24 protein-coding genes, 1 tRNA gene and 1 pseudogene are annotated in these 26,070 nt (G+C 58.0%); 12 read left to right on the top strand and 14 right to left on the bottom strand.

What is annotated here, in order from left to right:
- The first annotated feature begins 90 nt into the window (after positions 1–90).
- The 3 genes from RGM3321_RS10870 to pgm all read left to right on the top strand — a co-directional run bounded on the left by RGM3321_RS10870 (position 91) and on the right by pgm (position 5,692).
- Positions 91–1,497 (top strand): PLP-dependent aminotransferase family protein, encoded by a 1,407-nt coding sequence (locus RGM3321_RS10870; protein WP_244393045.1) that lies wholly within the window; start codon positions 91–93, stop codon positions 1,495–1,497.
- A 105-nt stretch (positions 1,498–1,602) separates the two neighbouring features.
- Complete coding sequence (locus tag RGM3321_RS10875; protein WP_244393046.1) at positions 1,603–3,930, top strand: ATP-dependent DNA helicase; 2,328 nt, start codon at positions 1,603–1,605, stop codon at positions 3,928–3,930.
- Between the two features lie 115 nt (positions 3,931–4,045).
- On the top strand, positions 4,046–5,692 hold the full coding sequence (pgm, locus tag RGM3321_RS10880; RefSeq protein ID WP_244393047.1) for a phosphoglucomutase (alpha-D-glucose-1,6-bisphosphate-dependent): 1,647 nt from the start codon (positions 4,046–4,048) through the stop codon (positions 5,690–5,692).
- A gap of 74 nt (positions 5,693–5,766) precedes the next feature.
- On the opposite strand, the gene RGM3321_RS10885 is transcribed toward pgm, so the two are convergent.
- Complete coding sequence (locus RGM3321_RS10885; RefSeq protein ID WP_002553334.1) at positions 5,767–6,042, bottom strand: peptidylprolyl isomerase; 276 nt, start codon at positions 6,040–6,042, stop codon at positions 5,767–5,769.
- Between the two features lie 123 nt (positions 6,043–6,165).
- On the opposite strand from RGM3321_RS10885, the gene RGM3321_RS10890 reads away from it, so the two are divergent.
- A complete protein-coding gene (locus tag RGM3321_RS10890; protein WP_244393048.1) occupies positions 6,166–7,335 on the top strand; it encodes a PilT/PilU family type 4a pilus ATPase in 1,170 nt (389 codons plus the stop codon).
- Positions 7,336–7,385: 50 nt separating this feature from the next.
- On the opposite strand, the gene RGM3321_RS10895 is transcribed toward RGM3321_RS10890, so the two are convergent.
- From RGM3321_RS10895 to RGM3321_RS10925, 7 genes are all read right to left on the bottom strand, one after another.
- Complete coding sequence (locus RGM3321_RS10895; RefSeq protein ID WP_244393135.1) at positions 7,386–8,963, bottom strand: ABC transporter ATP-binding protein; 1,578 nt, start codon at positions 8,961–8,963, stop codon at positions 7,386–7,388.
- 1 nt (position 8,964) lies between these two features.
- Positions 8,965–9,987 (bottom strand): ABC transporter permease, encoded by a 1,023-nt coding sequence (locus tag RGM3321_RS10900; protein ID WP_244393136.1) that lies wholly within the window; start codon positions 9,985–9,987, stop codon positions 8,965–8,967.
- On the bottom strand, positions 9,987–11,051 hold the full coding sequence (locus RGM3321_RS10905; RefSeq protein ID WP_244393049.1) for a microcin C ABC transporter permease YejB: 1,065 nt from the start codon (positions 11,049–11,051) through the stop codon (positions 9,987–9,989). The genes RGM3321_RS10900 and RGM3321_RS10905 overlap by 1 nt, the downstream gene beginning before the upstream one ends.
- Positions 11,052–12,920: an extracellular solute-binding protein gene (locus tag RGM3321_RS10910; protein WP_244393050.1), complete on the bottom strand. Its 1,869-nt coding sequence runs from the start codon at positions 12,918–12,920 to the stop codon at positions 11,052–11,054.
- Between the two features lie 212 nt (positions 12,921–13,132).
- Positions 13,133–13,414, bottom strand: a complete 282-nt coding sequence (locus tag RGM3321_RS10915; protein ID WP_003417019.1) for a peptidylprolyl isomerase — start codon at positions 13,412–13,414, stop codon at positions 13,133–13,135.
- A gap of 80 nt (positions 13,415–13,494) precedes the next feature.
- Positions 13,495–14,577 carry a 3-deoxy-7-phosphoheptulonate synthase gene (locus RGM3321_RS10920; protein ID WP_244393051.1) on the bottom strand — a complete coding sequence of 361 codons (1,083 nt, stop codon included), beginning with the start codon at positions 14,575–14,577 and terminating at the stop codon, positions 13,495–13,497.
- A gap of 704 nt (positions 14,578–15,281) precedes the next feature.
- Entirely contained in the window at positions 15,282–15,518 is a 237-nt protein-coding gene (locus RGM3321_RS10925; protein WP_244393052.1) for a DNA-binding protein, read from the bottom strand.
- Between the two features lie 81 nt (positions 15,519–15,599).
- Here RGM3321_RS10925 and RGM3321_RS10930 point away from each other — a divergent pair, with 81 nt between their 5' ends.
- The 5 genes from RGM3321_RS10930 (at position 15,600) to RGM3321_RS10950 (ending at position 19,325) form a co-directional block, all read left to right on the top strand.
- Positions 15,600–15,941, top strand: a complete 342-nt coding sequence (locus RGM3321_RS10930; protein ID WP_347880970.1) for a transcriptional regulator — start codon at positions 15,600–15,602, stop codon at positions 15,939–15,941.
- 178 nt (positions 15,942–16,119) lie between these two features.
- On the top strand, positions 16,120–16,764 hold the full coding sequence (gene uvrY / locus RGM3321_RS10935) for a UvrY/SirA/GacA family response regulator transcription factor (RefSeq protein WP_002553344.1): 645 nt from the start codon (positions 16,120–16,122) through the stop codon (positions 16,762–16,764).
- A 2-nt stretch (positions 16,765–16,766) separates the two neighbouring features.
- Positions 16,767–18,590: an excinuclease ABC subunit UvrC gene (uvrC, locus tag RGM3321_RS10940; RefSeq protein ID WP_244393054.1), complete on the top strand. Its 1,824-nt coding sequence runs from the start codon at positions 16,767–16,769 to the stop codon at positions 18,588–18,590.
- A 32-nt stretch (positions 18,591–18,622) separates the two neighbouring features.
- A complete protein-coding gene (pgsA, locus tag RGM3321_RS10945; RefSeq protein WP_002553346.1) occupies positions 18,623–19,183 on the top strand; it encodes a CDP-diacylglycerol--glycerol-3-phosphate 3-phosphatidyltransferase in 561 nt (186 codons plus the stop codon).
- Positions 19,184–19,249: 66 nt separating this feature from the next.
- A tRNA-Gly gene (locus RGM3321_RS10950) sits at positions 19,250–19,325 on the top strand.
- Positions 19,326–19,535: 210 nt separating this feature from the next.
- Here RGM3321_RS10950 and RGM3321_RS10955 read toward each other — a convergent pair.
- Positions 19,536–19,994 (bottom strand): annotated as a pseudogene (locus RGM3321_RS10955) (LysE family translocator); the annotation flags it as partial.
- A 133-nt stretch (positions 19,995–20,127) separates the two neighbouring features.
- Between RGM3321_RS10955 and RGM3321_RS10960 the strand changes: the two are divergent.
- Entirely contained in the window at positions 20,128–20,580 is a 453-nt protein-coding gene (locus tag RGM3321_RS10960; protein ID WP_122339680.1) for an Lrp/AsnC family transcriptional regulator, read from the top strand.
- 92 nt (positions 20,581–20,672) lie between these two features.
- On the opposite strand, the gene RGM3321_RS10965 is transcribed toward RGM3321_RS10960, so the two are convergent.
- Positions 20,673–21,581 (bottom strand): LysR family transcriptional regulator, encoded by a 909-nt coding sequence (locus RGM3321_RS10965; protein WP_244393055.1) that lies wholly within the window; start codon positions 21,579–21,581, stop codon positions 20,673–20,675.
- An 86-nt stretch (positions 21,582–21,667) separates the two neighbouring features.
- On the opposite strand from RGM3321_RS10965, the gene RGM3321_RS10970 reads away from it, so the two are divergent.
- Together RGM3321_RS10970 and RGM3321_RS10975 are read left to right on the top strand one after the other, a co-directional pair.
- Entirely contained in the window at positions 21,668–22,180 is a 513-nt protein-coding gene (locus RGM3321_RS10970; protein WP_055008582.1) for a hypothetical protein, read from the top strand.
- Between the two features lie 178 nt (positions 22,181–22,358).
- Complete coding sequence (locus tag RGM3321_RS10975; protein ID WP_244393056.1) at positions 22,359–22,925, top strand: nucleotidyltransferase family protein; 567 nt, start codon at positions 22,359–22,361, stop codon at positions 22,923–22,925.
- Between the two features lie 145 nt (positions 22,926–23,070).
- On the opposite strand, the gene RGM3321_RS10980 is transcribed toward RGM3321_RS10975, so the two are convergent.
- From RGM3321_RS10980 to RGM3321_RS28390, 4 genes are all read right to left on the bottom strand, one after another.
- On the bottom strand, positions 23,071–24,000 hold the full coding sequence (locus RGM3321_RS10980; RefSeq protein ID WP_244393057.1) for a sugar ABC transporter substrate-binding protein: 930 nt from the start codon (positions 23,998–24,000) through the stop codon (positions 23,071–23,073).
- 92 nt (positions 24,001–24,092) lie between these two features.
- The gene (locus RGM3321_RS10985) at positions 24,093–24,881 is read right to left on the bottom strand and encodes a TIM barrel protein (RefSeq protein WP_244393058.1); all 789 of its coding nucleotides are present in this window, start codon (positions 24,879–24,881) and stop codon (positions 24,093–24,095) included.
- The gene (locus tag RGM3321_RS10990; RefSeq protein ID WP_244393059.1) at positions 24,878–25,900 is read right to left on the bottom strand and encodes a Gfo/Idh/MocA family oxidoreductase; all 1,023 of its coding nucleotides are present in this window, start codon (positions 25,898–25,900) and stop codon (positions 24,878–24,880) included. Before RGM3321_RS10990 ends, RGM3321_RS10985 begins: the two co-directional genes overlap by 4 nt.
- Positions 25,897–26,031: a hypothetical protein gene (locus tag RGM3321_RS28390; protein WP_279613977.1), complete on the bottom strand. Its 135-nt coding sequence runs from the start codon at positions 26,029–26,031 to the stop codon at positions 25,897–25,899. Before RGM3321_RS28390 ends, RGM3321_RS10990 begins: the two co-directional genes overlap by 4 nt.
- Positions 26,032–26,070: the final 39 nt, after the last annotated feature.

The following is a 26,070-nucleotide window of genomic DNA, read 5'->3' on the forward strand; positions in this document are numbered from 1 at the left end:
CGGTTTCGGATCATGGCTGCTGTCGGGCAACCGGCATCAGTCATTTCGCGACTTTCTGAAGCCTGGTCTGGCTGAGCGGCGGATACCTGGATGAAAAACAACATGGATTTCGCTTACCAGGCGGTTTACCGCTATCTGGTGCGGCTGGTTGACCAGCAACAAGGCGAACTGGCGCTGAAGATGCCATCACTGCGACAGCTGGCGCAACGATTGAGCGTATCGATATCCACGGTGCAAAGTGCCTATTCGCTACTGGAAAAGGAAGGGCGCGTCTATTCGCTTCCCAAGTCCGGCTATTACTCGGCACCGTGCAGCGGGAACAGGGAAGGGCGAGCATGCCCTGACAGTGATGGCGATCTGCTGCACATACTGTGCGATAACGCCCGTCGCCCGGGCATGTCGCTGTTGGGTTGCGATGAGCCGACTCTTCTGCACACACAGGAAAGTCCGCTGCCGGCAATGGAGCAAGAACTGGTTCGCCGTTATCCGCGCCTGCGGGAGCCAGGTTTTCAACCGTTCGGCGAGCCAGAGCTACGCAACGCGCTGGCAGCCCGCTATACCCGCGACGCTGAACACTGCTGGCACGCTGACAATGTCTATGTCGCCCCGGACCTGCATGGGGCGTTCAAGGCTGTTATCGAAACGCTGGGGCTGCGCGGTGCTGTGGTACTGGTGGAATCGCCTTGCGCCTGGGCGTTGCTGCGCTTGCTGCAATCTTTCGACATCCGCGTTATCGAGCTGCCACTGGACGAGACCGGCAGCCTTGATCCTGCTCGACTCGATAGCCTGTTGCGCGACAATGATATCGGACTTGTCGTGTTGCCTTCGTTGATGAACCCGGTGCGAGGCAGCCTGCGCCCGCCGGGTAACAGCGAGGCCGTTGCGCAAGCGTTAAACCGCCACCAGGTCTGGGTGCTGGAAAATGACAGTCATGCGGGTGTGCAATTTGCTCACGAGCAGGCCCCTCTGCGGCAATGGGTTGACCCACAACGACTGGTGATTATCGGCGCATTTGACAAGAGCCTTGGGCCTGAAGCTCCTTATGGCTACCTGCTGTGCAAAACCCTTGAGCTGCGCTGGCAGCAGTATTTCTGGCTGCGAGCATTCGAACTGCCGCCGATTCGTCAGCGGGCTATTGGCAGGCTGTGCAGCAGTGGGCGTCTGGATAGACAACTGATGGAGTTGCGAGAAACCCTGGCCAGACGCATGCAGTCGATGACACAACAACTGGATGAACAGACGGGCGGAACGTTGCGTTATCAGATTCCCGAGGGCGGCTGTGGCGTCTGGGCCGAGAGCGTACACCCCGTGGACATGCGCCAGGTCTTCGACAGGCTGCTGGCCCAGCGCATCGTCATTACTCCCGGCGAACTGTTTAGCCTGCAAAACCGTTACGGGCAGCATTTGTGGGTCAGTTACGCCATCGACTGGAGCCAGGATCCGGCCGCGCGCCTGGGCGCGCTGGGAGAAGCGTTAACGCAGGCGCGTCTGCCCTAGACACTTACATCGCAGGCCGTCGATCCATTTATGTTTGCCAGACGTGATTCAAGGTTGTTAACTGGACGCCTGTCCAGTATTCACAACCTACGGCTTCCCAGCGCAGTGACCCCGATCGCCCCTGTAAAACCCGACTCCGAGCCAGCCCTCATCAGCGACTCGCCTGCACGTTATGTCGTGGCTGTGCGCGCACTGTGCGAGTTCACCGCCAAGGTCGGCGATCTTGACCTGCGCTTCACACCATCACCAACGGCTCAGGAAGGGATTGCCGGACACCGCACGGTCGCGTCGCGTCGTGGTGCCGACTACCAGGCCGAGCTCTCATTGAGTGGTGACTATCGCGAGCTCACGGTAAGGGGCAGGGCAGACGGGTACGACGCCGGTCGCAATCAGTTGGAAGAAGTGAAGACCTATCGCGGCGAGCTGGATGCGATGCCTGCCAACCACCGTCAATTGCACTGGGCACAGGTGAAGGTCTACGGCTGGCTACTTTGCCAGCGTCTGCAACTGGAGCAAGTGACGCTGGCACTGGTGTATTTCAACATTGTCAGCGAGCAGGAAACCCTGATTCGCGAGTCATTCAGTGCAACGACGCTGCAACAGTTCTTCGAGCAACAGTGCACGATATTCCTCGGCTGGGCGCAGCAGCAAATGGCGCATACGCAGGCGCTGCACAAGATGCTGGGCAGCCTGAAGTTCCCTCACGCGTCCTTTCGTACCGGGCAACGGGTGCTGGCCGAATCAGTGTACAAGGCGGTGAGCACCGGCTGTTGTCTGATGGCTCAGGCACCCACGGGCATCGGCAAGACGGTGGGCACGCTGTTTCCATTGCTCAAGGCGGCTCCTGGTCAGCAGCTCGACAAGATTTTCTTTCTCACCGCCAAGACTCCCGGGCGTCGGTTGGCGCTGGATGCGCTTGAGGTCATCAATCACAGTGCGCCGGAGCTAAAGCTGCGGGTGCTGGAATTGGTGGCGCGGGACAAGGCCTGCGAGCATCTGGACAAGGCTTGCAACGGTGATTCCTGTCCACTGGCCAATGGCTTTTACGATCGTCTGCCAGCGGCGCGCGCCGCTGCACTTGAGTCGCCCTGGCTGAATCAGGCTGGCGTGCGTGAGGCCGCGTTACGGCATCAGGTCTGTCCGTATTACCTCAGCCAGGAACTGGCACGCTGGGCCGATGTGGTGATCGCTGACTACAACTATTACTTCGACCTCAGTGCGCTGTTGTTCGGCCTCGCTCAGCTCAATCAGTGGCGCGTGGCGGTGCTGGTCGACGAAGCGCACAACATGGTCGAGCGGGCCCGGCAGATGTACAGCGCCAGTCTGGATCAGAGCCAGTTGAAAGCCTTGATCCAGACGTCGCCCGAACCCGTGAAAAAAGCCTTGCAGCGCCTGGACCGGCAATGGAATGCGCTGCACAAGGTACAGCCCGCTGCCTATCAGGCGTATTCGGCGGCACCGGAAAAATTCATCGGCAGCCTGAACCAGTGCATCTCCACCATCGGTGATCATTTCAACGAGCACCCGCAGGCAGTGGACGGCGCGTTGCAGGGGTTCTATCTGGAAGCCATCGGCTTTGCGCGCATTGCCGAGCTGTTCGACGAGCATTTCATATTCGACATCATCCGGCGCGAGGCGGGCGGCAAGCGCATTGTGTCGCGCCTCAGCTTGCGCAACGTGGTTCCGGCGCGCTTCATCCGTCCGCGCCTGACCGCCGCGCGCAGCACCGTGCTGTTTTCCGCTACGCTCAACCCGCGGCATTACTATGCGGACCTGCTCGGGCTGCCGGTCAACACAGCGTGGATCGATGTGGAATCACCGTTTAATCACGACCAACTCGACGTGCGGATTGTCAGCCGTATTTCCACCCGTTTCACTCATCGTCAGGCCTCGCTGGCACCGATTGTCGAGCTGATGGCCGAGCAGTTCGAAGCGCGGCCGGGTAACTACCTGGCGTTTTTCAGCAGTTTTGATTACCTGCAACAAGTGGCTGAACTGATGGCACAGACTCATCCGCACATCACCCTCTGGCAGCAGGCACGGGGCATGGGCGAGAGTGAGCGCCATGCTTTTCTCGACCGCTTTACCCTGAGCAGTCGGGGCATCGGTTTTGCCGTACTGGGCGGTGCCTTTGGTGAGGGCATCGACTTGCCGGGCGCACGGTTGATCGGCGCGTTCATCGCCACGCTGGGGTTGCCGCAGCTCAACCCGGTCAACGAGCAGTTCAAGCAGCGCATGGCCGCATTGTTCGGTGCTGGCTACGACTACACCTATCTTTACCCCGGCGTGCAGAAGGTGGTGCAGGCAGCGGGGCGGGTGATCCGTAGCCAGAGTGATCGTGGCGTGGTGATGCTGATCGACGATCGTTTTGCCGAGCACAAGGTCAAGCAGCTGTTTCCGGCGTGGTGGCGGCCTGAAACGTCAACGGCCTAGGGATCGATACTCAAGCAGCGCTGTCGAACTGCCAGTAAACTGCCGCATCGATGACGTTTTTACCTGCAGCAAGTCTTTATTTTTTCTCTGTATTTCATTTCTCCGTGGAGGTTGTATGAGTCTCAGTCCTTTCGCCGGCAAGCTGGCACCTGCGCAGTTACTGGTCGATATTCCGAGACTGGTCACGGCTTACTACACCGGTCAGCCTGATGCATCGGTGCCTACTCAACGCGTTGCGTTTGGCACTTCCGGACACCGTGGCACGTCGTTTGACCTGGGTTTCAACGAGTGGCACGTGCTGGCTATCAGCCAGGCGATCTGCCTGTACCGTAAGGCAAATGGCATCGACGGCCCGTTGTTTCTGGGGGCTGATACCCATGCGTTGTCCACCCCAGCCGCTGCCTCTGCTCTTGAAGTGCTGGCCGCCAACGGCGTTGAAGTGATGATCTCGCAAGGCGACGAATACACGCCAACCCCTGCGGTGTCTCACGCCATCATCTGTTACAACCGTGGCCGTACTTCGGGGCTGGCTGATGGCATCGTCATTACGCCGTCGCACAACCCGCCGCAAAGCGGTGGCTTCAAGTACAACCCGCCCAATGGCGGCCCGGCTGACAGTGATATCACCAAGTGGATCGAGAACAAGGCTAACGAACTGCTGGCCGAGAAAGTCACTGGCGTTTCACGCATCAGCCATGAAAAAGCACTGCGTGCCGACACCACTCACCGCCATGACTACATCAACACTTACGTAGCCGACCTGAAAAACGTCATTGATCTGGACGCTATTCGCGATTCGGGCCTGCGTCTCGGTGTCGACCCGCTGGGCGGGGCCGGAGTGAACTACTGGTCGGCGATTGGCGAGCATTACGGCCTGAATCTGGATGTGGTCAATAAATTTGTTGACCCTACGTTCCGTTTCATGACCGTTGACTGGGACGGCCAGATTCGTATGGACCCGTCTTCCAGCCATGCCATGCAGAGCCTGATCGGTCTCAAGGACCGTTATCAGGTCGCATTTGCCTGTGACCCGGACCACGACCGCCACGGCATCGTGACTCCGAGCGGTGGCCTGATGACGCCTAACAGCTACCTGGCGGTGTCCATCGACTACCTGTTTCAGAACCGTCCTGAGTGGCGCGCCGATGCGGCAGTCGGCAAGACGGTGGTCAGCAGCGGCATGATTGATCGTGTGGCTGCGCGCCTGGGCCGACGCCTGTACGAAGTGCCGGTCGGCTTCAAGTATTTCGCGCAGGGCCTGTTCGAGGGTTCGCTGGGCTTTGGCGGTGAGGAAAGCGCTGGCGCCTCGTTCCTGCGCCGCGATGGTACGGTCTGGACAACTGACAAGGACGGTCTGATTCCGGCCTTGCTGGCTGCGGAAATGACTGCCCGTACCGGTCGTGACCCAAGCGAAACTTACAAGGCCATGACCGACGAACTGGGCGAGCCGTTCTCGACTCGCGTCGACGCCAAGGCCAACCCGCAGCAGAAGGCGCTGCTGAGCAAGCTGTCGCCAGAGCAGGTGACTTCCACCGAACTGGCGGGTGAGCCGATTCAGAAGGTGCTCAGCAACGCACCGGGTAATGATCAGGCGTTCGGTGGCGTGAAAGTCATGACCGAAAACGGCTGGTTTGCGGCACGCCCTTCAGGCACCGAGGACATCTACAAGATCTACGCCGAGAGTTTTGTCAGCGAAGATCACCTCAAGCGCCTGGTAGCAGAAGCTCAAGTGCTGGTGGACGGGGCGATTTCGCCGAAGTAATCACTGCTCTGGTCAACGTCCGAAAAACCTCGAACCTAACCCGGTTCGGGGTTTTTCAGCTTTTGACCTGTGGCTCAGTCGCGATAGAAGACCTGCACCAGGTGATAACCGAATTTGCTTTTGATCGGGCCGTGCACCACGCGTAGCGGCTTCTTGAAGATCACCTGATCGATGGCACCGACCATTTGCCCTGGCCGGACTTCGCCCAGATCGCCGCCACGTTTGCCGGACGGGCAGCTAGAATGCTTTTTAGCCAGCACGTCAAACGCCTCACCCTTGGCAATGCGCAGCTTGAGCTGTTCGGCCTCTTCGGCGGTCTTCACCAGAATATGGCGGGCTTGGGCTTTCATGTCGCAATATCACCTGCTGCAAAAGGCTGCCATTATGCCTGCACTTGCTGATCGACGCCCGCGCGTTACGCGTGCCGTCATGACGGTCGTCGTTCTTTTACTTCATTTTGTACGGTATTGATTATGGATTTTCCGGCGCTGTTGAAGATTCTGGCCAGTCAGGACGGATCGGACCTGTATCTTTCCACCGGAGCGCCTCCGTGCGCCAAGTTCAACGGTGTGCTAAAGCCGCTGGGCAGTGAAACCCTCAAGCCGGGCGAGGTGGCGGTGATTGCCCAGGGGCTGATGGACGAGGAGCAGAAGCTCGAATTCCTGCGCGAACTGGAGATGAACCTCGCCGTTTCGCTGGCGGGCATCGGCCGGTTCCGGATCAACATCTTCATGCAGCGTAATGAGGTGTCCATCGTCGCGCGGAATATCAAACTGGATATTCCGCGTTTCGAGGACCTGTTCCTGCCGCCCGTACTGCTCGACGTAATCATGGAAAAGCACGGGCTGGTATTGTTCGTCGGTGCCACGGGCTCGGGCAAATCGACCTCGTTGGCAGCGCTGATCGATTACCGCAACCGCAACGCCAGCGGCCATATCATCACCATTGAAGACCCGGTGGAATTCATCCATCGGCACAAGAAGTCCATCGTCAACCAGCGTGAAGTGGGGGTCGATACCCGCAGTTTCCGCGCGGCACTGAAGAACACGTTGCGTCAGGCTCCGGATGTGATTCTGATCGGCGAGATTCGTGACCGCGAGACCATGGAGCATGCTCTGGCGTTTGCCGACACCGGCCACTTGGCGATCTCCACCCTGCATGCCAACAACGCCAACCAGGCGCTGGACCGGATCATCAACTTCTTCCCGGAAGAGCGTCGTGCGCAGTTGCTGCATGACCTGGGCAACAACCTCAAGGCGTTCGTGTCCCAGCGATTGGTCAGAACCCCGGACGGCAAACGCCGCGCAGCGGTGGAAGTGATGATGGGCACGCCGACCATTCGCGACCTGATTCAGCGCAACGAACTGACCGAGCTCAAGGGCATCATGGAGAAATCCGGCAGCCTCGGTATGCAGACCTTCGACACGGCGTTGTTCAATCTGGCAGTCGAAGGGGCGATCAGCGAGGAGGAGGCGCTGAAGAATGCTGACTCGCAGAACAACGTACGTCTGCGCCTCAAGCTGCACAGTGAAGGCGGCGCCGGGACTCTGACCACTCCGCCGCCAGCCCCGACCGGCAGCAGCACGGCGAGCATCGCCGAGTGGGGGCTGGTCGATGACGACGCGCCGGGGCCGCAGGCGTAAATCGGTGACGCTCCTGCGCCCTCCGGGCAGAAGCTTCATTATGGGCCAGATCAGTCAGGATGCGCCGCCGCCAGCAATTCCTGTGTGTAGGGGTGCTGCGGTGAGTCGAACACATCGTGGCTGGCGCCGCGCTCGACAACCTTGCCGTCCTTTACCACGATGACATCATGGGCGAGGGCCTTGACCACCGCCAGGTCATGACTGATGAACAGGTACGTCAGGCCGTGCTTTTCCTGAAGCTCGCGCAGCAGTGCGACGATTTGTTTCTGCACGGTGCGGTCCAGCGCCGAGGTAGGCTCGTCGAGCAGAATCAGCGCGGGTTTCAGCACCAGCGCCCGCGCAATGGCGATACGCTGACGTTGACCGCCGGAAAACTCATGGGGGTAGCGATGCCGGCTCTGCGGGTCGATGCCGACTTCTTCCAGTGCCCGAATGACCTCTGCATCGCATTTCGCCGGGTTGTACTGGCTGTGTACCTCCAGTCCTTCACTGATGATCTGCGCCACTGACATGCGCGGGCTGAGGCTGCCGTAAGGGTCCTGAAAGACTACTTGCATCTCTTTACGCCACGGGCGCATCTGTTTCCGACTCAGGCCGTCCAGCGCCTGTCCGCGAAAGCGGATACTGCCGCGTGATTCCAGCAGACGCAGGATCGCCTGGCCAAGAGTCGACTTGCCGGAACCCGACTCACCAACGATACCGAGGGTCTTGCCGCGCTCGATCCTCAGGCTGATGTCATCCACCGCCTTGAGGTACTCCTTGTGCCGCCGCAGAATGCCGCCGGTCAGGGAGAACCAGACTTTCAGGTTGTCGACCTGCAGAACCGTTTCCCGCGTGTCGCGTGGCAGTGGCTCGCCCGCAGGTTCGGCGTCGAGCAGCAGACGGCTGTAAGGATGCTGTGGCGATTTGAACAGCGACTTGCAATCGGACTGCTCGACGATCTCGCCAGCACGCATCACGCAGACGCGCTGCGCCACACTATGAACCAGATTGAGATCATGACTGATCAACAGCAGCGACATGTCCAGGCGCTGCTGCAGCTCCTTGAGCAGCACGAGGATCTTGCGTTGCACGGTGACGTCCAGCGCAGTGGTTGGTTCGTCGGCAATCAGCAGTTCCGGTTCGCACGCCAGCGCCATGGCAATCATCACCCGCTGGCGTTGGCCTCCGGACAGTTCGTGCGGGTAGGCTTTCAGGCGTTTTTCCGGTTGCTGAATACCGACCAGTTCCAGCAGTTCGACAATGCGCTTCTGCGCGTCACGGCCACTGATGCCGCGATGCAGCAGTAACGTCTCGCCTATCTGCCGGGCCACGCTGTGCAGCGGGTTCAGCGAGGTCATCGGTTCCTGGAAAATCATGGCAATGCGGTTGCCACGCAGCTCGCGCAGGGTGCGCTGGTCAGCACCCACCAACTGTTGACTCCGGTAGGTGATGCTGCCAGTGGTCAGCGTGCCGTTGCACGGCAGCAGTTGCAGGATCGAGTGGGCAGTGACTGACTTGCCGGAGCCCGATTCACCCACCAATGCCAGGCATTCACCGCGGCGCACATCCAGGCTTAGGTTGCTGACGACCTTTTGCCCGCTGAACGCAACGCTCAGGTCGCGAATTTCGATCAGGTTTTCCGGCATATCAGGACCTCGGGTCAAAGGCATCACGCAGCGCCTCGCCTATGAATACCAACAGCGTCAGGATCAACGCGAGGGCAAAGAACGCTGTCAGGCCCAGCCAGGGCGCTTGCAGGTTCTGCTTGCCCTGAGCGATCAGCTCGCCCAGTGACGCGCTGCCCGCTGGCATGCCGAAACCCAGGAAATCCAGCGCGGTCAGGGTCGAAATGGCACCGGTAAGGATGAACGGCAGATAGCTCAGCGTCGCAGTCATCGCGTTGGGCAGGATGTGACGCATGATTATCTTCCGGTCCCCCAGGCCCAGTGCACGCGCTGCCTTGACGTACTCCAGGTTGCGCCCACGTAGGAACTCGGCGCGCACGACGTCGACCAGCGTCAGCCAGGAGAACAGCGCCATGATACCCAGCAGCCACCAGAAATCGGGTTCAACGAAGCCTGACAGGATGATCAGCAGGTACAGCACCGGCAAGCCGGACCAGACCTCCAGCAGACGCTGGCCGAACAAGTCTACCCAGCCGCCGTAATAGCCTTGCAACGCGCCAGCGGTGATGCCAATCAGCGCGCTGATGAAGGTCAGGACCAGCGCAAACAGGATCGACACCCGAGCGCCGAAAATGACCCGCGCCAGCACATCGCGCGCCTGATCATCGGTGCCGAGCCAGTTGTTCGCTGAGGGCGGGCTGGGGGCCGGGGTAGTCAATTCATAGTTGGGCGTGTCGTCGCTGAACGGGACTGGCGGAAACAGCATCCAGCCGTCGCCGTTGGTGATCAACTGGCGCACGTAGTCACTGCGGTAATCCGGCTGGAAGGGCAGTTCGCCGCCAAATTGTTGCTCGGTGTAGCGCTTGAACACCGGAAAGTAGAGCGAGTGCTGGTAACTGACCATCAGTGGTTTGTCATTGGCGATCAGCTCGCCACCCAGAGTCAGGCCAAACAGCGCGCAGAACAGCCAAAGCGACCACCAGCCCCGGCGATTGCTGCGAAAGCGCTCCAGGCGGCGACGGGCCAGCGGCGAGAGGCTACGCATCATGCATTCCTCGCGCTGAAGTCTATTCGGGGGTCAACCAGCGTGTAGCAGACATCGCCAATCAGTTTTATCAGCAGGCCGAAAACGGTAAAGATGAACAGCGAGCCGAACACCACTGGATAATCTCGCGAAACGGCCGCTTCATAGCTCATGCGGCCCAGGCCATCCAGCGAGAAGATCACTTCGATCAGCAGCGAACCGGCAAAGAACACGCTGATGAACGCCTGCGGAATACCCGACACGACCAGCAACATGGCATTGCGGAACACATGGCCATAGAGCACGCGCCGCTCGCTCATGCCCTTGGCGCGCGCGGTAGTCACATACTGACGGGTTATTTCGTTGAGAAAGGAATGTTTGGTCAGCAGGGTAAGTGTGGCAAAACCGCCAATCACCAGCGCTGAAACAGGCAGCACCAAATGCCAGAAATAGTCAGAGATCTTGCCGACGGTGGTCAGTTGCTCGAAGTTGTCCGAGACCAGCCCGCGCACCGGAAACCAGTTCAGCGACGTGCCACCGCAGAACACCACCACCAGCAGCATGGCGAACAGGAAGGCTGGCGTGGCGTAACCGATGATGATCGCGGTGCTGCTCCAGATATCGAACTGACTGCCATGTTTGACCGCTTTGCGAATACCCAGCGGGATGGATACCAGGTACGTCAGCAACGTTGCCCAGAGGCCCAATGATATGGAGACCGGCATTTTTTGCAGAATAAGGTCGGTCACCGTAGCACCGCGAAAGAAGCTGTTGCCGAAATCCAGTCGTGCGTAACTCTTCAGCATCAGCCAGAGCCGCTCATGCAAGGGTTTGTCGAAACCATATTGACGTTCGATCTGCTTGATCAAAACCGGGTCCAGTCCTCGAGACGCTCGAGAGTGTCCGGCACCGGCCGACTCGGTCGCACCCGCGCCCACGGTCGCACCGCCAATTCCCTGCAAGCGTGCAATGGCCTGTTCGACAGGGCCGCCCGGCGCGGCCTGCACGATGAAAAAGTTGACCAGCAAAATACACAGCAGGGTAGGGATGATCAGCAGCAGGCGACGAAAAATATAGCCGAGCATTCAGTGCATCTCCGAAACAATGGCTGAAGCACCGCGTTTTTCAGCGAACTGCTCGTTGGTCAATGGCGTCGGGCTGATTTCCCACCATGTTTCGATGGCTTCATTGTTGCTGGCCTGGATTTTCGGAATGCCGAAACGGTTCCACCAGACGGTGGAGGAGCCGGGCGGGTAATAATTGGGAATCCAGTAGTAATTCCATTGCAGTACCCGATCCAGGCAATGTGCATAGTCGGTCATGGTCTGCTTGCTGTCGGCCTTGAGCAGCCCGGAGATCAGGGTATCGACGGCGGGGTCCTGAAGTGCCATGTAATTGCTGGAGCCTGGGTCCATCGCTACTTTCGAGCCAAAGCTGTTGTACAACTCGGCCCCGGGCGAGGTAGAAACCGGGTAGCCGGTGACCATCATGTCGTAATCGCGGGCCATTACCCGGTTGAGGTATTGCGCGGAATCGATGCGACGAATGTCAAAATGAATGCCGATCTGCGCCAGCGTGCGCTTGTAGGGCAGCAGCATCCGCTCGAAACCGTTCTGTGCGTTGAGAAACGTAAAGCTGAAGGGTTCGCCCTGTGCATTAACCAGTTGGTCGCCCTGCGGCGTCCAGCCAGCCTCTTTCATCAGCGCCAGTGCGTGCAGTTGCTTGTCGCGAATGAAGCCTGTGCCATCGGTTTTTGGCGCCTTGAACACGCTGTCGAACACCTGGTCAGGGACCCTGCCACGCAGCGGCTCAAGGATTTTCAGTTCGGCGGGAGTCGGCAGCTCGCTGGCAGCCAGCTCCGAGTTGGAGAAGAAGCTGTCCTGGCGAATGTACATGTTGCGCATCATCTGCCGATTGGTCCATTCAAAGTCCCAGAGCAACGACAGCGCCTGCCGCACGCGGCGGTCCTGGAACATCGGTCGGCTCAGGTTGAATACGAAGCCCTGTGAGCTTTGCACCGCACCCTTGGCCAGTTGGGCCTTCTGCAAGCGACCGTCATTGATTGCCGGGCCGTCATAGCGGATTGCGTAGCCAGTCGCGGAAAACTCGCGATTGTAATCGTAGGCGCCGCCTTTGAGTACGGTGCGTGCTACATCGATGTCGCCGAAGTACTCGATACTGAACCTGTCGAAGTTATACAGGCCTTTGCTGACCGGCAGGTCCTTGCCCCACCAGCCTGGATCGCGTTGAAACGTGATGGTGCGCCCCGGGTCGACATGGCTGATCGTGTAAGGCCCGCTGCCCGGAGGAACTTCAAACCCCGCGCCACTGGCGAAGTCTCGGGATTTCCACCAGTGCTCGGGGAAGACCGGCAGTGAAGCGAGATCGAGGGGCAGGGTGCGACTGTCGCTGTGCTTGAAGTCGAAACGGATCTGCAAAGGGGATTCGACTTCCAGGCCTTTGACCGCCTCAAACTCGGTCCGGTATTGCATGTTGCCTTGGGTCATCAGCAGTTCGTAGGTGTATTTAACGTCGTTGGCGGTAATCGGTGTGCCGTCCGCGAAACGTGCCTTGGGGTTCAGGTAAAAGCGCAAGGAAAGGCCGTCCGCACCACGCTCCATTTTCTCGGCGACAAGGCCGTAGACCGTATAAGGCTCATCCATAGAGCGTATGGCCAGAGGGGCATAGAGCAGACCATTGATCTGCGAAACCCCCATGCCCTTGTCGGTAAACGGCATCAAGTGATCGAACTGGCCTATTTCAATGGCCGAGCGGCGCATGCTGCCGCCTTTGGGCGCGTCCGGGTTCACGTAATCGAAGTGCTTGAAGTCGGCTGGATAGCGTGGAGCTTCGCCGTAAACGGTCAGGGCGTGTTGCGGGGCTGCGGACAGCGATTGGGTTGCGCCAACGAAGGTCAGCGTCAAGGCGAGCAACGATGAAAAAACAAAACGCATGACTCGAATCCTGACTGACGTTCGCAAGCGAATGTCAGGGTTAAAGGCGACTGACTGTAAAAGTATGGCAGCGCTCATGCACCTGCGTCGCGGTATCTTCTACAGACAAATGGTCGCTTCGCCAAGCCGCTGCGAGCAGGCAACGGTATTAACGGCCACCTGCAAAAACGGCCCATCCGAAGATGAGCCGTCTGGTACTCAGCGCAGCAGGATCAGTCCTGGCGGCTGGTCACTTCCAGCAGGTGGTAACCGAACTGAGTCTTTACCGGACCCTGAACGGTGTTCACTGGTGCACTGAACACGACGGTGTCGAATTCCTTGACCATCTGGCCTGGACCGAACGAACCCAGATCACCGCCCTGACGGCTGGATGGGCAGCTGGAATTGGCCTTGGCGATTTCAGCGAAATCAGCGCCGCCTTCAATCTGTGCCTTGAGTTCGTTGCACTTGTCTTCGCTCGAAACAAGGATGTGGCGGGCAGTGGCTTTAGCCATGGGGAACAATCTCCTGTGAAAAAAAGAAATAGCGTACCGGATTCAGTACGGTATTTCCCGACAAAGTTCCTTCGTCATATTTATCTGTAGCGCAGGCGGTCAACCGCGCTACGCAACAGACGTTCGGTGTCTTCCCAGCCAAGGCAGCCGTCGGTGACCGACACGCCGTACTGCAGCGTTTCGCCCAGCGGCTGACAGCCATCGAACAAATGGCTCTCGATCATCATGCCGATCAGTGAAGCGTTACCGGACAGGCGCTGTTCCAGAACATCGTTAAAGACGTGGGGCTGGCGTGACGGGTCCTTGCCACTGTTGGCGTGGCTGCAATCGACCATGATTCGCGATGCAATGCTGTTTTTGGTCAGGCTGGCCTGCACCCGAGCAACACTCTGGCCATCGTAATTGGGGCCGCTGTGGCCGCCGCGCAGCACAATGTGAGTGTCCGGATTGCCTTGGGTCTGGATGATTGCCGGATGACCGTGACCGTCCATGCCGAAGTGACGATGCGGATGCGCCGCTGAACGCATTGCATCGCTGGCCACCGCGACGCCGCCGTCAGTGCCATTCTTGAAGCCGACTGCCATGGGCAGACCGCTGGCCATTTCCCGATGGATCTGCGACTCGGTGGTGCGCGCACCAATCGCGACCCAACTGAGCAGATCATCGAAATAGCCCGCGGCCATGGGTTGCAGTATCTCGGTGGCGATCGGCAGGCCCATGCCCAGCATGTCACGCATCAATTGTCGCGACAGCGCCAGGCCTTCAGCCATATCGTCACTGCCGTCCAGGTGGGGATCGTACGCCAGGCCTTTCCAGCCCCCAGTTGTGCGCGGTTTTTCGACGTAGGCGCGCATGACCAGCAGCATCTGGTCGCTGACTTGCGCCGCAAGGCCTGCCAGCCGCTCGGCATATTCACGAGCAGATTGCGGATCATGGATCGAGCAGGGGCCCACGATAACGAGCAGTCGCGAGTCTTCACCTTCAAGGATGGCGCGTACGGCGCGGCGATGGGCAGCAACCTGTTCGGTCAGCGCTGCATTCAGTGGCAGGCGCATTTTCAGTTCAAGCGTGCCGGGCAGGCGTTTCGAGGCGGGGCTGTTGTCTGCCAGAGCAACTGCATGGCTGGACAGGTCGGACGGTTTTACGGCAACGGACGAATTCATATTCTGGCTTCCTGGGCTGGCGGGGCAGTCCCGCGCAGACCTACTGGGGTGTTCGACAAAGGGCCGTATTGGCCGGGCGTTTGTGGTTGCCACCTGGCAGTGACCGAACGGAGGCGGCAGGCTGTCCCGAACGGAGATGGCTAAATCGCCAGGCGAAATCGATGTCGTTGCGGTAATAAGTGGCGTAGTTCATGTCGTAGTCCTCAATGTGCAGCGTGATATTTATGAAGGGTTGAAAATACCTGGCCCTGAAAAACAAAACCCCCGGTCGGGAAGCCGACCGGGGGTAGAGAATTCTCTGGTTGGCGTCCCCTTGAAGTGGGCGCCGGATGAGTATCAGGCGCGCCAGTGGCTAAACCAATACCCATAATAAGAGTTGAGCTGAACAGGAGCATTCACCGAGGCAACCCGCACAGCCACAGCGCATGCACGGCAGGAAATGCCGACAGCCGCTTGAAGCAGTGATGAAGTGGATTGCAGCATGGTGGGTCTCCGTTGATTGCTCCGAAGCTTACTTCAGGAGCGGCGGCGCATTCAATTGGAAAATTCAATCACCAGGATTATCAATGGCTACGAGCATTGACGTGCTGGTCCAGAGGGCGAGGGATAACTAACCGCTCAACGGCTGATGACAGTTACCTGGCGGCAGGCTATGGTGCGGCCAGGCTTCTACATATTGCGCCTGCAGTCTCCGGCAGGATCAGCTACTCTTCACTCATTACTTCTTCCTGCGGGGTTTGCATGTTCGGGATGGTCCCGATTTTCATGCCCAGCAATACGGCTACCTTATGCGCTTCACCGCGCCTGCCTTTCTTGCGGCCTGCCAGCACCTGGTAAGTTGTCGCCGGATCAATACTGTTTTCCCGAGCGAATTCCTGAACAGACTTTCCCTGTTGTTCGAGCCAGGCCTTGGCTTGTGCGACGGTGCGTATTCCGGGCATAGTTCAAAACCGTTCAAATCTATTCAATTTCCCGGGATTCTAACATTCGTTAGGATAGTTTTAACAGGATCATGGATTCAAATGAGTGGAATCGGTTGTCGGCTGAGAAAAGAACGAGAGCGTCTGAGCATGTCTCAGCGCACCTTCGGTGAAATAGGGGGGGTTGAGGCTAACGCCCAGGGAAAGTATGAAAATGGTGATCGCGCGCCCAAGGCCGATTACCTCGCCGCGGTGGCGGCCAAAGGCGTGGATGTGCTCTATGTGCTGACGGGAGCGCGCACGCCGGTGCCGATTGACAACCTCAGTGTGATCGAAAAAAAGATTCTGGGTAATTACCGGGTGTTGACCAAGGATGATCAGGATGCGATCAGGCGTTTGACGACCACCATCGCTGAGCTTTCCGCTCCTGAAAAGCTTCCTTAGGGTAAGCATTGCGAGGCGGACATGCAGCCTGCTTTTCTGCGGCCTGCGGTTTTTTTCCGTGGTTCTCGAAGCACCCACCGTCAAGTTGTCGAGAGTCTGAGTTCGCAGTGCTAGGTCTGACTCATTGTTTTTGTTATGGTGATTGGCATTCGTTATGACCGTTGCGCGAGGTGTCTGCTTGATTAAGGTGCTAGTTGTCGATGACCATGATCTTGTCCGGACAGGCATCACACGCATGCTGGCCGACATAGACGGTCTGCAGGTTGTCGGGCAGGCCGATTCCGGCGAGGAATCACTGAAGAAGGCGCGCGAGCTCAAGCCTGACGTTGTACTCATGGACGTCAAGATGCCAGGCATCGGCGGTCTGGAGGCGACGCGCAAGATGCTGCGTAGCCACCCTGATATCAAGGTCGTCGCAGTCACTGTCTGTGAAGAAGACCCGTTTCCGACCCGTTTGCTGCAGGCAGGTGCTGCCGGGTACATGACCAAGGGTGCGGGGCTTGCCGAAATGGTCCAGGCTATTCGTCTGGTGTTTGCCGGTCAGCGTTACATCAGCCCGCAGATTGCCCAGCAGCTGGCCTTGAAGTCGTTTCAGCCGCAGGTCAACAATTCGCCGTTCGATCTGCTTTCCGAGCGTGAAATCCAGATCGCCCTGATGATTGTCGGCTGCCAGAAAGTCCAGACCATCTCGGACAAGCTGTGCCTGTCACCGAAAACCGTCAATACCTACCGATACCGTATCTTTGAAAAGCTATCGATCAGCAGTGATGTTGAACTGGCTTTGCTCGCTGTACGTCACGGCATGGTTGATGCCAGCGCCTGAACATGACCCAGACATTCGATTCAAGTGCATTTCTCGCGACCTGTAGCGGTCGCCCCGGCGTTTACCGTATGTTCGACGCCGACGCCACTCTGCTTTACGTCGGCAAGGCCAAGAACCTCAAGAAGCGTCTTGCCAGTTACTTTCGCAAGACCGGGCACGCGCCCAAGACCGGAGCGCTGGTCGCGCGCATTGCCCAGATTGAAACCACGATCACGGGCAATGAAACCGAAGCGTTGTTGCTGGAGCAGACACTCATCAAGGAGTGGCGGCCGCCTTACAACATTCTGCTGCGTGACGATAAGTCCTATCCCTATGTGTTTCTGTCCGATGGTAACTACCCGCGCCTGAGTATTCATCGAGGTGCCAAAAAGGCCAAGGGGCGCTATTTCGGCCCTTACCCGAGCGCAGGTGCGATTCGCGAAAGCCTCAGCCTGCTGCAGAAGACCTTCCAGGTACGGCAATGCGAAGACAGTTATTTCAGGAATCGCAACCGGCCCTGCCTGCAATACCAGATCAAGCGCTGCAAAGGGCCATGCGTCGGTCTGGTCGAGCCTGAGGTGTACGCCGAAGACGTGCGTCACTCGGTCATGTTTCTTGAAGGACGCAGCAACGCCCTGAGCGATGAGCTGAACGCGTCCATGGAGAAGGCCGCGATGGCGCTGGATTTCGAGCGTGCGGCCGAGTTGCGTGATCAGGTGGCATTGTTGCGTCGTGTCCAGGACCAGCAAAGCATGGACGGCGGCACCGGCGATGTCGATGTGGTTGCGGCGTTCGTCAACCCTGGCGGCGCCTGTGTGCACCTGATCAGCGTGCGTGGCGGACGGGTGCTGGGCAGCAAGAATTTTTTCCCGCAGGTGGGCATAGAAGAGGAGGTCGGCGAAGTGATGTCGGCTTTCCTGGCTCAGTATTTTCTCGGTGGCATCGATCGTGAGCTGCCCGGCGAAGTCATCGTCAATGTCATCAACGAAGATTTCCCGGCGCTGGTCGACGCCATCGAAGAACTTCGCGGCGTCGAGATGGTTATCAGTCATCGCGTGCGCGGCACCCGGGCGCGCTGGCAGCAAATGGCCGTCACCAATGCCGAGCAGGCGCTGGCGGCGCGTCTGGCCAACCGTCAGCATGTGGCTTCGCGGTTCGAAGCGCTGGCCAAGGTGCTGGGGCTCGAAGATCCGCCAATGCGCCTCGAATGCTACGACATCAGCCACTCCAGTGGTGAGGCGACCGTAGCGTCCTGTGTGGTATTCGGCCCCGAAGGCCCGATCAAGTCCGATTACCGGCGTTTCAATATCGAAGGCGTAACGGCGGGCGACGACTATGCCGCCATGCATCAGGCCTTGACCCGACGTTACAGCCGCATCAAGGCCGGGGAGGGCAAGCTGCCTGACGTGCTGCTGGTGGACGGCGGCAAGGGCCAGATGTCCATGGCCTGTGATGTGCTCAATGAATTGCAGGTGCCTGATCTGATTCTGCTCGGTGTCGCCAAGGGCACCACGCGCAAGGCGGGCTTTGAAACCCTTTACCTGAACGACGCGGCACATGAATTCACGCTGCCCGGCGATTCTCCGGCGTTGCACCTTATCCAGCAGATTCGCGACGAGGCCCACCGCTTCGCAATCACTGGTCACCGCGCGCGGCGCGGCAAGACCCGGCGCACCTCGACCCTTGAGGGCGTTGCAGGCGTCGGGCCGACCCGGCGTCGTGACCTGCTCAAACATTTCGGCGGATTACAGGAATTGTCCCGTGCCAGCATCGATGAAATCGCAAAAGCACCCGGAATCAGTAAAAAGCTGGCAGAGTCGATTTATGCAAACCTGCACAGCGAGTAGAATGCCCGCTCACCTCGTAGCCAGTTGTGCCGATGAATATCCCTAATCTGATCACCGTACTACGCGTTTTATTGATTCCGATCTTCATTTTGCTGTTCTACATGCCTTATCACTGGAGCTACATGGCCGCCAGTGCAGTCTTTGCGTTCGCTGCGGCGACCGACTGGCTCGACGGGTATCTGGCCCGCCGTCTTGAACAAAGTACGCCATTTGGCGCCTTTCTCGACCCGGTAGCAGACAAACTGATGGTGGCCGTTGCACTGGTGCTGCTGGTTCAGGCGCATGCCAATCTGTGGCTGACGCTGCCCGCAGCGGTGATCATCGGTCGCGAAATCGTCATTTCTGCACTACGCGAATGGATGGCGGAAATCGGCGCGCGTGCGCAGGTTGCCGTTTCCAATATGGGCAAATGGAAAACGGCGGCGCAAATGCTCGCGCTGGTCATTCTGCTGGGCAACCCGCCTGCGATCACGATCTGGGTGATTCTCGGCTACGCATTGCTGCTCGTTGCAGCGGGGCTGACCCTGTGGTCGATGGTGCAATACCTCAGAGCCGCGTGGCCGCACCTCAAGACTACGGCAGAAAAAAAATAAGTTTTTGAATCAAGGGCTTGACGCAGCTTTCTGAAACGCTAGAATAGCGCCCGTCATCAAGACAATGCGGGAATAGCTCAGTTGGTAGAGCACGACCTTGCCAAGGTCGGGGTCGCGAGTTCGAGTCTCGTTTCCCGCTCCAGTATTCAGAAAAAAGCCACTCAGATGAGTGGTTTTTTTTTGCCTGAAATATGTGTCTGTACTCCTGTTGGCAGGCTATTTTGGCAGATTGATACCTCTCACGAAGAACCGTATCCGACCAGCATTGGCCGTTGGAGGATGAACTGAACGGGCAGAATTCGTGGCAGCAACGGGCTACGTTCAAAGGTACGCCACATCCCGCCCAAGGGGATCAGCCTCCCATCTGTTCGATCAGCAGCACCAGCGCGATGATGATCATCGCAGCCCCCGAGAAACGCCTGACCCATTGGGCGGCGTCAGGGCGCGCTCCAAGAATGACTTGCGAACCAAGTCCCACCAGCAGGTAAACCAGGCCGCAACTGACAGTGTGCACGAGTCCGAGTGCAATCATCTGTATCGGCACCGGCCAGGGAGCGGTAGCGTCGGCGAATTGAGGCAAGAGCGCCAGAAACAGCAGGAACACTTTCGGATTCATCCCGCTCACGCATAGCCCTTTGAACGCCCAGTTTTTCCATGAGCCTGGTTCCCGGGTCTCATCGGCATTGGCCGTGGCTGGACGGGTGAGCATGTTAGCGCCCAGCCAAAGCAGATAACCTGCCCCAGCCACCGTAAGGGTTGGCAAGAATACAGGGTGGTTGGCGACCAGCGTGCCAACTCCACCGGCAACAATTGATCAAATGCGCCCATGCATCGTTTTAACTGGAGCGTGGCAATAAATGCCATGAGGAAGAATAGTAAAAAATTGTTAGAACTTACTTTCAAATATATCCTTCAGGACATCTGGAGTTGGGAGAATCGTTTGCATGGACAGGATTGATCGAAAGATTCTTGCGCAGTTGCAAAATGATGGTCGGCTGTCGGTCACCGAATTGGCTGAGCGTGTGGGTCTGAGCCTTTCTCCATGCCATCGGCGAGTCCGGGCATTGGAGGAATCAGGCGTATTATTGGGCTATCGTGCCCAGCTTGATCCCGCAGCCCTCGGCCTGAACTTTTCCGCCATGGTGTTTGCAACGCTTCGCGAGGGCGACCGGCAAGCGGTCGAAGCTTTCGAAACGGCGCTTGTCGAAATACCGCAAGTGGTCGATGCCCAGCGTCTTTTTGGCGAGCCCGACTACCTGTTGCACGTGATCACGCAGGATCTGCCGGCCTTCCAGAGGCTTTACGATGAATGCCTTTCGACGTTACCCAATGTGCAACGGTTGACCTCGACTCTTGTCATGAAACGGGTCGTTCAGGACAGGCCACTTCCCTTGTGATGCAAGGCCGCATGTTAAAGTCCGAAGTGATCGCTGATGGCCGCATCTGCCTGCCATTACGGTCCCACCTCGTCGACGACATTCGTTTGCTTTCAGTCGAGTGCCCGAATGGTTTCAACCATGAGCGAGCGCACCCAGCGGTGCCCTGCATCACTATGCGTTCGTTCATGCCAGACCAGGGTTTTCCTGAAGCCTGGAATTTCAACAGGCGGCTCCAGTGACCGCAGCCCGACTTGGTGTACCGCTAATCGACGCGGGACGACAGCAATAAGGTCGCTGCACATCAGAATCTCAGGGAGTACCAGAAAGCTGGCGACCGACACCGTGACTCGCCGTGATCGCCCAAGTTTTTCCAGTGCCTCGTCCGTAACCCCGTGAAAACCGCCCCCGGCTGGTGAGACCAATACGTGGTCCAAAGCGCAGAATTGATCCAGTGAAAGCTCGCTATTCATGGCATCTGGATGTTCAGAGCGCATGACGCACACGTAGCTTTCATCAAAGAGGGCTATCGCATGCAGTCCTGGGGTGACTGCTTCAGGGGTCACCAACGCGAGATCGATTTCACCCAAGTCCAGCTGATTCTGAAGTTTTTGATGATCGACGGGTTGCACGCTGACCCGAATATTTGGCGCTTGTACCCTTAAAGCGCTCAGAAAGGGTACGGCTGCGGCGCGCAGCGCATAATCGGTCGAAGCAATTCTGATCGTCATGCTCGCTGTCAGCGGATCAAAGTTCTGCGGTTGAAGCATGCCTTCAATATTGGCCAGCAATTGCTTGACCGGCATTGCAAGTTGCTCGGCGCGTAACGTCGGCACAATACCCCGCTGGGCTCGTACGAAAAGTGGATCGTCGAAGCTTTCTCGAAGTCTGTTAAGCATGCCGCTCACAGCAGGCTGGGTGAGCGAGAGGCGATTCGCGGCGCGCGTCACACTACGTTCGTCAAGTAATGCATCCAGTGCTTTGAGCAGGTTGAGATCGAGCGCTCTGATATCAGGATTCATGATGCTCTGAATAAAATAGTACGATTGGTCTTATTTCTAATCTACACCCATCATGGCATCAATTCATCAACCGAGTGCTGTATGTCATGAACGAGATCATTTGGCCCGAAGGCTACCTTCCAGGATTTACCGAGAACTTTGTCTCTAATGAAATCATCATCGCGGGTTTGAGTGCCGCGCAGATCTGGCCGCTGCTCAGCCAGGCGCACAAGTGGCCCTCTTACTACGCCAATTCGGCAAACGTTCAGTTTCATGATCACACCGGGCCCGATCTGCGAGACGGTGCGTATTTCTACTTCGAAACATTCGGTTTCCCGGTCGAGGCCCAATGCAATGAGTACGTGCCTCCAACCCCGACTTCCCCGGGCCGGATGGCATGGCATGGGTGGGCGGGTGAGGGGGACACGCGGCTGGATGTTCACCACGCCTGGCTGATTGAAGATCTTTGCGGCGGACGCGTGCGAATCCTCACGCAGGAAACACAAAAAGGTAAGCCTGCCGAGGATCTGGCCAAGGCGAAACCCAACCCGATGATCAACGGTCATCAGGACTGGCTGGACGGCCTGGTGAGCGCAGCACGCTTATCCTCTCAGGTATAGGACCTGTTTCTGATGGCTGGTAAGAAATGGAGCACGCTGTTTATACGTGTCCATTTACGTACTGATAGCAACGACTGGGCCTAAGCTGGAGTGTAAAAAACGCTGTTCTTGGCAGAGCTTTACAAGGCTGTGGTGTACTGTCGGTCGTCAGGACTGGATTGATTCCAAAAGGATGAAGATGACGTTGACTACCGAGAAGTTGGCCAGGATAGCAATGGCCAATCCATTAAACGCGGAAATCATCTCACGCTTGCCTTCACTCGGCTTGGATCAATGCCCGCTCACTGCTGGCTGCCTGTTCCAGGCCGTCTGGAATCGTCAGTTTCAACTGCCGTCAGCCTGGGGTGTGAAGGATTACGACGTTTTTTACTTCGACAATGATCTGTCCTGGGAAGCCGAGAATGAGGTCATCGGCTCGATTCAGCGTCTTTTCCAGGACCTCGAAGTGAACATTGAGATCAAAAACCAGGCTCGCGTTCACCTGTGGTACAGCCAGCGTTTTGGCGGGGATTATCCCCAGCTTCAGTCGGCTAAAGACGGGGTTGATCGCTACCTGATTGCCGGTACCTGCATTGGTCTGGATGTTGAAACCGGCGAAATTTATGCTCCCAATGGCTTGGACGACATCGGGCAAGGGCTACTTCGTATCAATCCAAAGAATCCCAAGCCAGATCTGTTTGATCAGAAGGCGAAAAGTTATCAAGCGCGCTGGCCTTGGCTAAGGATCGTAGGTCCCCAACGTTGAGTCGGAGCGCTTGGAGTATGCCGATGGAGGGGATTTATTGGGATGAGAACCGATTGTCGTCTACCCCCCCCCCAGGGCTGCAAAAGGTCTAACCGGTTGGCGCGAGCTTTCCTTGGTCATTAAAGTCCCGCGCCGTGCGCTCGACTCACTGTTTATAGTGCTGCTCGAACACGGCAACTTGTGCGGGTGTAATGAGTTGAAAGGGCACCCAGACTTCAGCGTCCACGGGTTCGCCTTTGATCATTTTTATCGCCGATTGCAGCGCTATGGTTGCCTGGGCCTTTGGGTCCTGAAACACCGAGGCTGCGAGCATTCCACGCTTGATTGCCGCCAGCCCGTCTGGCAAACCGTCAATCCCCACAATCGCCACGTCCCCCTTTGCCTTGCCAGCCTGCTGCAGTGCCATGGCTGCGCCGATAGCCATCTCGTCGTTGTTGGCCACGATGGCATCGAAGGACCTGCCCGCCAGCAACCAGTTACTGGTCAGGTCCATGCCTTTATTGCGCTGCCATTCGGCCGATTGCTGTTCGACGATGCTTATTCCGGGATAGTCCTTGAGCACCTGTTTGACTCCTTCGCTGCGGTCGTGCGTGGCGTTTTGTGCCAGGTCGCCCATGATGAGCGCAATAGTGCCTTTGCCTCCCATCTTTTCTGCCAGATAGCGCATCTGCAGTTGCCCTGCCTCAATATCGTTGGAGGCTACTGTCGTAACGCCTTTGGGCAACACGCGCTCATCCGGGTGACGGTTGACGTAGACCAGTGGCATCTTCGCTTCTACTGCGGCGCGGGTCATATTCGCCGTGGCCGCGGTGTCTACCGGCAAGACGATGACTGCATCCACTTTCTGGCTCAGAAAACCCTGGACCTGATTGATCTGGCGGACCACATCGCCTTGAGCGTCTTCGAACTTGAGCTGGACGTTCTCTTTTCTGGCAGCGTCTTCCAGGCCGCTGCGCACATAGGTCATGAAGTTATCGTCAACCCTGGCGATCGTGACGCCAATGCGATAGCTGGCGGTAGCCCATTGGCTGGAGGCCAGTAACAGCGTGGCGATAAGCAGTTTGCAAAGGGGCATGACAGGTTTCCTTTTGTTGTTATGAGTGGACGCTATTCAGATAAGCCGCGCAAATCCAGCGCTTCTCAAGAACGAGTGCGCCAAATGCATTTTCAATCCAGCGTGAATGCCTTTTTGAAGCGTTCGAGCGCCGCTTCACTGTCGCCGCTGGCCCAGCCCTCAAGCCCTACGACGCCGGTGTAGCCCATGTCAAACAGGGCTTTGGCGATCGCCGGGTAATGAATTTCACCCGTACCAGGCTCCTGGCGGCCGGGGACATCCGCGACCTGAATTTCTCCGATGGCGCTGCCGGACCGCTGGATGAGTTCGATCAGGTTTCCTTCACCGATCTGCGCGTGGTACAGGTCCAGGTTCATCTTCAGGTGCGGACTGCCCACGGCTTCTATCAGCGCCAGTGTGTCTTCGGCGCGGGCGAACGGCGTGCCGGGGTGATCCACGTGGGTGTTCAGGTTCTCCAGCAAGAACACCCGGCCAGCTTCCTCGCCAAGGCGGGCGAGTTTTTCCAGCGTTTTGCAGGCGCTCAACCACATACGTCCAGTGACGCAGGCCACAGGCTTGACCGGCAAACCCTTGTCGTCCAGGCCCGTGCCATGCAGGTTCAGGCTCGGGCAATCGAGACGGGCCGCAACCGCCAGTGATTCGCGAGCGCTGTCGAGCAGGTGCCCGATTGCGTCGGTATCGGTCAGGTTGCCATGGGTGTAGCCGGTCATGGAGGTGAAATCAGCACCTGTGGCCGCCAGGGCTCCTATGTCCTTGTTGGTCCAGCCCCATATCTCGGCGCTGAAGCCCAGTGCATGGATACGCCTGACACGCTCTGTAAACGGCAAATCCAGAAACACCATCTCGGCACTGACCGCTAATGTGAACGGTATGAAACTCATGCGCCGACTCCTCGCGACACCATCACCGGCGTGCCTTGTTGGAACGATTCGATGCAGGCGCGGGCGATGGCCAGTGCCGCTCGTGCATCTTCGCCGCTGGCCATGGGTTTCGCCCCGCTACGCAGGCACTCGACAAAATGATTGAGTTCAGCAATGTAGGCATCTCGCAGCAGATCGGTGTCCAGTCGCCGGGTGTCGGTTTGTATGCCGTCGGCCAGATAGCGGATCAGGTCAGAGTCATTGACATTGCCCATGGTCAGCATGCCGGCGCTGCCGAAGACCTCTCCCCGGACATCGTAACCGTAGACTGCTTGAAAACTGGCTTCGGCGGTAGCAATGGCACCGTTGTCGAAACGGATCACCACCACTGCGGTGTCCAGAAATCCAGTGTGCTTGTGGTCCGGGGCAATCAGCGCATCGGCTATGACGAACACGCTGACTGCCTCGGCCCCAGGATTCAGGTAACGCAGGGTATCGAAGTCGTGAATCAGGGTTTCGAGAAAGATCACCCATTGCGGTGAGGCAGACGGGTTGTTCAACGCAGGGTCGCGCGTTATCGAGCGCAGCAGTTGCGGTGTACCTATGCGTCCCTCGACCACGTTCAGATGGGCTGTGCGAAAGCTTCTGGCGAAGCGCCGGTTGAAACCGACCTGCAAGGGCACGCGCGCATCGGCGGCGGCAGCGATGGCGCGGTCGGCTTCTTCCAGCGTAGTCGCCATGGGTTTTTCGCAAAAGATTCCCTTGCCGGCACGGGCCGCGCCGATGACCAGTTCCGCATGGCTGCGCGCGGGAGCTGCAATCAGTACGCCGTCTATGTCGGGATCATCCAGCAATTGCCGAGGGTCGTTGTACACCCGATCTATCCCCAGTTCTGCGGCCAGACGTGAGGCCTGGCCGGGGGTTGGGTCAGCAATGGCCGCAAGGCAGGCACCGGGAATGTGATGGGCGGCCGTCTGAGCGTGGAAACTGCCCATACGGCCTGCGCCGATCAGACCCAGGCGGATGATTTTTTTGCTCATGAATAACCCCTTTTTAATTGTTGTTCGATTATTGCCCAGCCGTCAGGTGCTGGGCACAGGAGTAGAGCAAGGCCTGTGCCATAAAATAAATTATTGATATATAAGGTATTTTTTAAAAATTCATGATCCATGAGTGTTCATTTAAATGACATGTCTATACTGACATGTTG

This window comes from Pseudomonas sp. RGM 3321 (assembly GCF_022836805.1).
Classification (GTDB): domain Bacteria; phylum Pseudomonadota; class Gammaproteobacteria; order Pseudomonadales; family Pseudomonadaceae; genus Aquipseudomonas.

What these genes read in the sequence shown, in the direction of transcription:
- RGM3321_RS10975 (WP_244393056.1), top strand. Translation starts at nt 22,359, where the DNA reads ATGACGTTGACTACCGAGAAGTTGGCCAGGATAGCAATGGCCAATCCA.
- RGM3321_RS10925 (WP_244393052.1), bottom strand. Translation starts at nt 15,518, where the DNA reads ATGCCCGGAATACGCACCGTCGCACAAGCCAAGGCCTGGCTCGAACAA.
- RGM3321_RS10920 (WP_244393051.1), bottom strand. Translation starts at nt 14,577, where the DNA reads ATGAATTCGTCCGTTGCCGTAAAACCGTCCGACCTGTCCAGCCATGCA.
- RGM3321_RS10870 (WP_244393045.1), top strand. Translation starts at nt 91, where the DNA reads ATGAAAAACAACATGGATTTCGCTTACCAGGCGGTTTACCGCTATCTG.
- RGM3321_RS10990 (WP_244393059.1), bottom strand. Translation starts at nt 25,900, where the DNA reads ATGAGCAAAAAAATCATCCGCCTGGGTCTGATCGGCGCAGGCCGTATG.
- uvrC (WP_244393054.1), top strand. Translation starts at nt 16,767, where the DNA reads ATGACCCAGACATTCGATTCAAGTGCATTTCTCGCGACCTGTAGCGGT.
- RGM3321_RS10915 (WP_003417019.1), bottom strand. Translation starts at nt 13,414, where the DNA reads ATGGCTAAAGCCACTGCCCGCCACATCCTTGTTTCGAGCGAAGACAAG.
- RGM3321_RS10900 (WP_244393136.1), bottom strand. Translation starts at nt 9,987, where the DNA reads ATGCGTAGCCTCTCGCCGCTGGCCCGTCGCCGCCTGGAGCGCTTTCGC.
- pgm (WP_244393047.1), top strand. Translation starts at nt 4,046, where the DNA reads ATGAGTCTCAGTCCTTTCGCCGGCAAGCTGGCACCTGCGCAGTTACTG.
- RGM3321_RS10885 (WP_002553334.1), bottom strand. Translation starts at nt 6,042, where the DNA reads ATGAAAGCCCAAGCCCGCCATATTCTGGTGAAGACCGCCGAAGAGGCC.
- RGM3321_RS10965 (WP_244393055.1), bottom strand. Translation starts at nt 21,581, where the DNA reads ATGAATCCTGATATCAGAGCGCTCGATCTCAACCTGCTCAAAGCACTG.
- RGM3321_RS10980 (WP_244393057.1), bottom strand. Translation starts at nt 24,000, where the DNA reads ATGCCCCTTTGCAAACTGCTTATCGCCACGCTGTTACTGGCCTCCAGC.
- RGM3321_RS10890 (WP_244393048.1), top strand. Translation starts at nt 6,166, where the DNA reads ATGGATTTTCCGGCGCTGTTGAAGATTCTGGCCAGTCAGGACGGATCG.
- RGM3321_RS10905 (WP_244393049.1), bottom strand. Translation starts at nt 11,051, where the DNA reads ATGCTCGGCTATATTTTTCGTCGCCTGCTGCTGATCATCCCTACCCTG.
- RGM3321_RS10970 (WP_055008582.1), top strand. Translation starts at nt 21,668, where the DNA reads ATGAACGAGATCATTTGGCCCGAAGGCTACCTTCCAGGATTTACCGAG.
- pgsA (WP_002553346.1), top strand. Translation starts at nt 18,623, where the DNA reads ATGAATATCCCTAATCTGATCACCGTACTACGCGTTTTATTGATTCCG.
- RGM3321_RS10960 (WP_122339680.1), top strand. Translation starts at nt 20,128, where the DNA reads ATGGACAGGATTGATCGAAAGATTCTTGCGCAGTTGCAAAATGATGGT.
- RGM3321_RS10910 (WP_244393050.1), bottom strand. Translation starts at nt 12,920, where the DNA reads ATGCGTTTTGTTTTTTCATCGTTGCTCGCCTTGACGCTGACCTTCGTT.
- RGM3321_RS10930 (WP_347880970.1), top strand. Translation starts at nt 15,600, where the DNA reads ATGAGTGGAATCGGTTGTCGGCTGAGAAAAGAACGAGAGCGTCTGAGC.
- RGM3321_RS28390 (WP_279613977.1), bottom strand. Translation starts at nt 26,031, where the DNA reads ATGGATCATGAATTTTTAAAAAATACCTTATATATCAATAATTTATTT.
- RGM3321_RS10895 (WP_244393135.1), bottom strand. Translation starts at nt 8,963, where the DNA reads ATGCCGGAAAACCTGATCGAAATTCGCGACCTGAGCGTTGCGTTCAGC.
- RGM3321_RS10985 (WP_244393058.1), bottom strand. Translation starts at nt 24,881, where the DNA reads ATGAGTTTCATACCGTTCACATTAGCGGTCAGTGCCGAGATGGTGTTT.